Origin of the sequence: Caballeronia sp. NCF2, assembly GCF_023631205.1 — a bacterium.
GTDB classification, from domain to species: Bacteria; Pseudomonadota; Gammaproteobacteria; order Burkholderiales; family Burkholderiaceae; genus Caballeronia; species Caballeronia zhejiangensis.
In genome coordinates this window covers 1-7,104 of the sequence record NZ_JALQDN010000104.1, presented here as the reverse complement: position 1 = coordinate 7,104, position 7,104 = coordinate 1, and the positions used below count along the sequence as shown (strand labels likewise).

The 7,104-nt window shown below is 59.0% G+C and carries 4 protein-coding genes; 3 read left to right on the top strand and 1 reads right to left on the bottom strand.

What is annotated here, in order from left to right; all coding sequences use genetic code 11:
• Positions 1-348 precede the first annotated feature (348 nt).
• Together istA and istB are read left to right on the top strand one after the other, a co-directional pair.
• Positions 349-1,848: an IS21 family transposase gene (istA, locus tag NCS02_RS35965; protein ID WP_250519224.1), complete on the top strand. Its 1,500-nt coding sequence runs from the start codon at positions 349-351 to the stop codon at positions 1,846-1,848.
• On the top strand, positions 1,845-2,666 hold the full coding sequence (gene istB, locus NCS02_RS35960; protein ID WP_250519223.1) for an IS21-like element helper ATPase IstB: 822 nt from the start codon (positions 1,845-1,847) through the stop codon (positions 2,664-2,666). The genes istA and istB overlap by 4 nt, the downstream gene beginning before the upstream one ends.
• Positions 2,667-3,536: 870 nt before the next feature.
• Here istB and NCS02_RS35955 read toward each other — a convergent pair.
• Complete coding sequence (locus tag NCS02_RS35955) at positions 3,537-4,565, bottom strand: PRTRC system protein D (protein ID WP_250520323.1); 1,029 nt, start codon at positions 4,563-4,565, stop codon at positions 3,537-3,539.
• A gap of 1,777 nt (positions 4,566-6,342) precedes the next feature.
• Between NCS02_RS35955 and NCS02_RS35950 the strand changes: the two genes are divergently transcribed.
• Complete coding sequence (locus NCS02_RS35950; RefSeq protein WP_250520324.1) at positions 6,343-7,068, top strand: integrase domain-containing protein; 726 nt, start codon at positions 6,343-6,345, stop codon at positions 7,066-7,068.
• Positions 7,069-7,104 lie beyond the last annotated feature (36 nt).

Below are 7,104 nucleotides of genomic sequence, written 5' to 3'. Positions count from 1 at the left end.
GGCTGAGTCCTGTGATGTACAGAACTCAGCCCTTAGCGGCCTAGCCCAAAACTGTCCAACTTTGCGGGGTCAGTTCAAACGCCGGGTTTTTTTTGTCCAGAGCGTCGGTGCTCACCATGAAATAGCCTTAATTTTCAGGGCAACTTTGAACACATAGAGCACGACCTTAATCGCCGGAACCATCACGCCTAGAGAACGACAATTATCTTGGCCGGTCCTTCGACAGTTACCTTGACCGGTGGTGAGGAGTCGAAGGCGGCGTAGCCGCCGGAGACGACGAACTACCGGCGGCGCCGGAGTAGCGGGGTTTTACGATGGCTGATCGCGTCGAACAAGAAGCGGACAGCCATGCCTGGAACCTACGTGACGGACCAGCAGGTCCGACTCTATATGAGCAAGCGCAAACATCACACTCAGGAAGTTGCCGCGGCGATGGCGGGCATGAGCGTTCGCACGGCACGGCGCATTGAGCATGACGGCCGTCTGCCGTCGCAGAAGCCACCGCGCGCGTGGCGTACGCGTCACGATCCGTTCGCGGAAGTCTGGGACAGCGAAGTCGTGCCATTGCTGCGGCACGCCCCCGGGCTTAAGGCCATCACGTTGCTGTGCAAGCTGCAGGAGGCGCATCCTGGCCTCTTCCCTGACAGCATGCGGCGTACGCTTGAGCGGCGCGTCAGCCAATGGCGCGCACTCGAGGGCCCTGGCAAGGAGATCTTCTTCCCGCAGCAGCACTTGCCCGGCGTGCAGGGGCTCTCCGACTTCACCGACATGCGCGATCTGCGCGTGACGGTCGCCGGCGCGGCCCTCGATCACCGGCTCTATCACTTCGTGCTCGCGTTCTCGCACTGGGAATACGCCTATGTCGTCGAAGGAGGAGAGAGCTTCGAAGCTCTCTCCACCGGTTTGCAAAACGCGCTGTGGCAGGCTGGCGGCTGCCCGCATGAGCATCGCACCGACAGCCTATCAGCAGCGTTCAAGAATTTGCAGACTGAAGAGGATTTCACGGCGCACTATGACGCACTGCTGGTGCATTACGGCATGGCCGGCACGCGCAATAACGTCGGCGTAGCCCATGAGAACGGTAGTGTGGAATCCTCGCACCGCCATCTAAAAGAAGCGATCGACCAGGCGCTGATGCTGCGTGGCCATCGCGACTTTGACGATCGTGCTGCGTATGAGGCGTTTGTTCGCGACGTCGTCATGCGCCGTAACCGTCGCAACGCAGCGGCGTTCAACGCTGAGCGCGAACATTTGCGCGATCTGCCCGCGCATCGCACGACCGACTTCATCGAAGAAGAAGCACGCGTGACACGCTGTGGCACCTTTACCGTGCGGGGCATTCTCTACAGCGCGCCGTCGCGGCTTATTGGCCACCGTCTAAAGGTGCGCCTCTATGCCGATCATCTCGACTGCTATCTGTCCGGCGCACTCGTGCACAACACAGCACGCGGCTCGCATGCGGCCAATAGCCGCCGTCGCAAGCTCGACTACCGGCACTTCATTGAGGCGCTCAAACGCAAGCCCCAGGCCTTCAAGGGGCTGGCGTTTCGCGACGACCTGTTCCCGCGCGAGGCGTACCGCCGGACGTGGGAGCGGCTCGAGGCGGGGCTCACGCAGCGCGAAGCCTGCAAGACCATGGTCGGCTTACTCGAACTGGCCGCAAATCACGGGGTCGAGGCCGTTCTTGCTGGGCGGCTCGAGGCCTTGCTCGCCGTCGGCGAGCTGCCCGATCTCGAGCAACTACAGGATGAATTCGCGCCGCGGCAGCCGCAATGCCCAGAGGTGGCTATCGACATGCCGACGGCAGCTCTCTACGACACGCTGCTTGACGAGGAGGCATCGGTATGAACGCGCCCGCAATCTACGATGGCGCCCGTATGGGGCTGATGCTCACCGAGCTGCGCCTGCCGACGATCGCGCGGCTATGGGCTGAGTTCACTGAGCGCTCCGATAAGGAAGGCTGGCCATCGACGCGCCTGCTCGGCGCGCTGCTCGAGCACGAACTGGCCGAGCGCGCGAAACGGCGCATCGAGCGGCATCGCGTCGAATCGCGTTTGGATCCAAGCAAGACGCTCGAAGCCTTCGATTTCGGCTTGGTACCGATGGTGTCAAAAGCACATGTAATGGCGCTTGCGAGCGGCGACTCGTGGCTCGAGAAAGGCGCCACGATCCTACTGTTTGGGCCACCGGGTGCCGGGAAGAGCCATTTAGGCTCCGGCATTGGTCATGCGCTGATCGACGCTGGATACCGTGTGCTGTTCACTCGCACCGGCGAAATCGTGCAGAAGCTGCAGGCGGCACGCCAAAGCCTGCAGTTGCCATCGATGCTCGGGAAGCTCGATCACTTCGATCTGATCATCCTGGACGACCTGTCGTACGTAAGAAAGGACCAAGCCGAAACGAGCGTGCTGTTCGAATTGATCGCAGAAAGATACGAGCGTCGAAGCCTTCTCATCACGGCCAACACCGCGTTCTCTGGCTGGAATGATGTCTTCCCCGATCCCTCAATGACGGTCGCCGCCATCGACCGACTGGTCCATCACTCGACGATCTTCGAGCTAAACGTAGAAAGCTACCGGCGTCGCAATGCCGACGACAACAAGCGCGCGCGGCGGCGTCAATTACCCCACCGCGAATCGGAAGGAGCGACAACTATGCCGATCTGAGCAGCGACAACTACCCCGTCAACCGGCCAAGGTAATTGTCGTTCTGGCTGCCATCCTAATTGACAATCTACACACGCCGCTGGCCCAAAAGGAGCCGACGAGAGAGAGCCCGAAGATCCAGTTACAAAATGGTGTATCCGGCAGGCGAGCTGCGACGCAGGCAACGAAAAAAAGTGTGATCGCAGTGACGGCGCGACGGGCGACTAGGGGTAATGTCATGAACTTATCGAGCATCGTCGGCACCTTCGCGTGGTAGAAAGACGGCACGACGTAACAGGTAAGCCGACTCCCACGCAGCTAACCCGGCTGCTACTAAGATCCAGACACGAACGGCGCGCGTCCAATCGAACTGCATGAAGGTATCGAGTATTGTCATTTCGCTTTCTCAGGGACTTTCCGACCGCTTGCCCGGCCTTATGAGCAATGATGCCACGACACGTTCATAGTCAAGGCGCGGGGTGGCGACACTGGCGGGCGGCGAGACAATGCCCCCCGCCCCCCCTGACAGAAACTTATGCAAAAGCCGACAGGCTGTCTGCTAGATAGTTCAGATGCGCATCGTCGCTAGTCTCAGACGGCGCCTCCTTGCTATCGGCAAGCGTCTGCGGCCTTTTGTCCACAACCGACGCGGGCTTCATTTGCGTTTGGGCAGGCAGCGTTCCGCTGTCGGAAACCGCTGTTTGCTGCGCGATGGTCCGCCCTTGTTGGGCGCTATAGGCAAGACCCACGTTTTCCCTGCCGCGAAGAGGTCGTCCGCAAGACGTTTGAGCAGCGCAGCTCGTTATCTAGGGTTCGAGACCTCCATTAACGCAGCAAACAAAGAGGGCGTGACAACTTCGCTGACTGTCACCTTGATCTCGATAGTCCCTGTCATGCGGTCATAGCCTCCTTCCGCTTCTTATCGCGCTCGCGCATCTGTGTGGCCTCGCCGGCCGCAAAGAACCCACGGACGTTCGAGAAGCACGCGTTCTTCATGACTTCGATGCGGTTGCGGGGAAAGAACGCGCGGATAGCGGGCTCGTAAAGCGCCGCACCGCCGCCGGTAAGGAAAATGCAGCGGATGTCGTTGGTGGAACCGACGGAGTTGCCGATCGCATTGACCGCTGCTTCCGGGACGGACTGAGCCTGTGCAGCGTAGTGGTCAAGGTTGATCTCTTCGTTGAACACGTAGTAGGGCGCGCCTTCACGAACGGCTTCGTCGATTTCTTCAATCGCTAGGGCCGACTCTTTTGTCGCTGCACCGATCAGCTCCGCCATCTTCTGGAAGAAATGCGATGCGCCGCTCTGGTGTCCGCCACTACGACGCTCCTCCATCGTAAGCCCCTTGGCGACGACCCAGTCGGTCGTGTAGTAGCCGACATCGATGATCATATTGCGCTGCGACGGGTTGAAGTCGGGGTGTTGGGAAAAGTGAACCAGAGCGCCCAACGGTTGCGGCAGCACCATCAAGTTTCCGACGCGAACTTCCTCATCGCCGAACTGCAGAGTTCCCGAAAACTTACTGCGCAACGCCTCGGCGTGTTGTTGAAATGTCTGAACGGGCAGTCCGAGCACAAGCCTGTCGACCGACGACACGTTGGCGAAGTGGAACGCTCCACCGAGGAGAGCTTCATAGCTATCCGTAGTGCAGTAGTTACCGACGAGGGTGCGCCCGGGATCTCCGTTGCGAGAGGTCAGCGGCACTTCTGGTCCCACCTCGTACTGCTTGCCGTTCACTTCGATTCCAACGGTCCTGATTGCCCTCAACACGCCGTTGCTTTGCTTGGTCATGGTTCGGGCCTGATAATCCGGAGTCAGCGACGGGAACATGAACGTTGAGACTTCCGAGCCGTTGCGGACAGCGACTTTAGTGTTTCCATATCCGACGTCGACGGCTAGGACGGATGCATGCGTTTTCATTCTCTCTCCAGAGTTTTTCGATAGGTGCACTTATCTGCCCGTTATCTGACCGAGAAGTGGCAGACGGGCAGCGGTGACGGCTCCTTTTCTCCGAACGTCCGGATAACGATCAGTTATCTTCACCTAATCGGTGAGATAGTTAATCGGCACGCTAGAACGGCGCCAATCTGTCAGTTATCGGAGCGAAGGCGGTGAGAAAAGTCGCCGTTACGCCTGTCCAACTCTACAGATCGCAGCGCAATGTCAAGGAAGCAAAAGCTCGCTACATTTAGGCGGCTTTTAACTCTTCGCATAGTCGCGGCGACGGTATTCTTCTAATCACCAACCGCGCGCATGCGCATCGACCCTCCTGAACAGGACCATCGAGGGGACCGCTTTGCCTAGCGAAAACCCCCTCTGTCACGGCCGCAAAATGAACCCGCCTTTTTCTTAATCTAATCAAGTTCAAAGCGACCCAAAGTGAGGACGCTGGACACGCGATATCCATTGGGTTTGCGGGCGGTTTTGCCCGAGTGTCCGAGATGAGACGGATTGGGAGCGCGCGGACACTCGTCCGTGGGTGCTCTTTTTCCAGCTCAAGGAGGATGGACGCATCCTTACAGCACACGACGCTGGGTACGTTGCATGAGGTCCGACACACCGCGACCGAGTGAACGCGCTTTGGGATGGGGGACCAGCGGCAAGCTGCTCCCTGTACGGAAGACGAACGGGCGGCGCACCCGGAAAAAAGCAGCGCAAAAAGATTACCGAGCACTTGGCTGAGGTCGTGCGTCGCAAAGACGGGGCACACCGGCGCGCAACAGCGCGTCTAGGGCCGGCGCGGTAGCCGTGGCAGCGGCAAAGCCGAATCGCACAGCTAGTTGTATGCGGTTCGACTGCTGGGAGCAGCAGGAGATACACAACGACGAGAGGCTCCGCGAAGCGGGCCCGCGTTGGAAGTACTCCGGCAGCAAATCGGCGGCAGTCAACACGCGAAGCGTGACGACTGGCAGCACGCAGCAGTACGGAGGTCGATGCACGTTTCTTCCACGTGCGGGGCTATCGAATGGAATCGCTAAAGGACAGGAAGGCAGGACCCGGCGGGGCTACGCAGCGGCTGTGCGGCAAGACCCGGGGATAGGCTCCCGAGGTATGCGGCGCGGTTGCACAGGAGGCACCGCGCGTAGATGAGCACGGTTGTTGACTCGTCTCAGAAAGGAGAACGCGCTTGCTAAAGCCGCAAAAAAATGACGTTTCAGGAGCGGGACTCGTCTCGAATTACATGGCCATTGCGTCTTATGAGCTGGACCGGTACCGCACCAATGCGAGCGCTGATGTGCGCTGAGATGATCGACACGTCAGGCGCTGATGCGCTGACGCGATTGCTGTGTGCGTGGACGCCTAGGGCAGAACATGTATCTAACTTCGCCACCGTAGCACTGAGGCGCTGCAAAGACGAAGGCCATGCGAATGGAACACAGACACAGCACTTTTCAACTGCCCCGAAGCACAGCCAACGACGCCGAATTTTCACGCTGGTAGATCACGCCTTCGAGGCTGAAGTTGCGTGGTCTCTATGGCGGCTGTCGATTACCTACGGTTTCGACGATACGCGATCCAGACGAAGAGCACTCCGGCATGCGGCGATAGCTGGATGGATTTCTTGCACGTGCGCGGGTGGCGGAGCCACGAATGGGTTCCCGCGGTCATGCCAGTTGGAAATGGCATTTGAGAGGGGCCGAGCAATGTACTCGGTGTCGGAAAAGCGGCGATCAACGAACGAGGAAGGAGCATCCGAATGACAGTAACCGTCTATGTGAAAGGCATCGTTGCGGGCTATCCCGAACTTCCCCCCGCGTTCCGGGATGCACTTGAGAAGATCTTCACTCCAAACGTCAATCGTGTTCACAGCCGTACCCGTGTTAGCAATAAGCCGATATCGGTCGGGACACAGGAACCCCGACTGCAAAAGCTTTGCCGTTCGTTTGTTGAGCTTCGCCAGATCGGCTACGCGATACAAACACCGTATGCGCTCAAGGAAAAGCACATCGAGGGGCTGGTGGCCCTGTGGCACAAGGACGGCCAGAGTCCAGGGACCATCGAGAACAAGTTGACGTACTTCCGCGCGTTCTCGAACTGGATCAACAAGCGGAACCTTGTCAAAAAGATGTCGGAGTACATTGATCCAGCCACGCACGACTTTCGGCGCACGTCTGTGGCGACCGAGGACAAGTCATGGGAAGGCAAAGGGATCGATGCCGTTTCCATTATCGAAGAAATCGCGAAGACCGAGCCCGTGGTCGCGGTGCAAATGAAGCTGCAGGCGGCCTTCGGTCTACGGGTCGAAGAGAGTCTTCTGCTGCGGCCTAAAGATGCAGTCCGTAGAGACGGAAAACTCAGCGTCGTCCACGGCACAAAGGGCGGTCGCGCGCGTGTGGTGCCGATGGAGTTCAAGATGGACGTCCTGCTCGAGGCTGCTCAACTGTCAACGTCGGACTTAGTTTCCCCAAAACTGTCGGAGTAAAATTCCCCACCCTGTATCTGCGTGGTGATCAGCCGT

Excerpts from the sequence above, each read along its gene's own strand:
- istA (WP_250519224.1), top strand. The coding sequence starts at position 349 with ATGCCTGGAACCTACGTGACGGACCAGCAGGTCCGACTCTATATGAGC.
- istB (WP_250519223.1), top strand. The coding sequence starts at position 1,845 with ATGAACGCGCCCGCAATCTACGATGGCGCCCGTATGGGGCTGATGCTC.
- NCS02_RS35955 (WP_250520323.1), bottom strand. The coding sequence starts at position 4,565 with ATGAAAACGCATGCATCCGTCCTAGCCGTCGACGTCGGATATGGAAAC.
- NCS02_RS35950 (WP_250520324.1), top strand. The coding sequence starts at position 6,343 with ATGACAGTAACCGTCTATGTGAAAGGCATCGTTGCGGGCTATCCCGAA.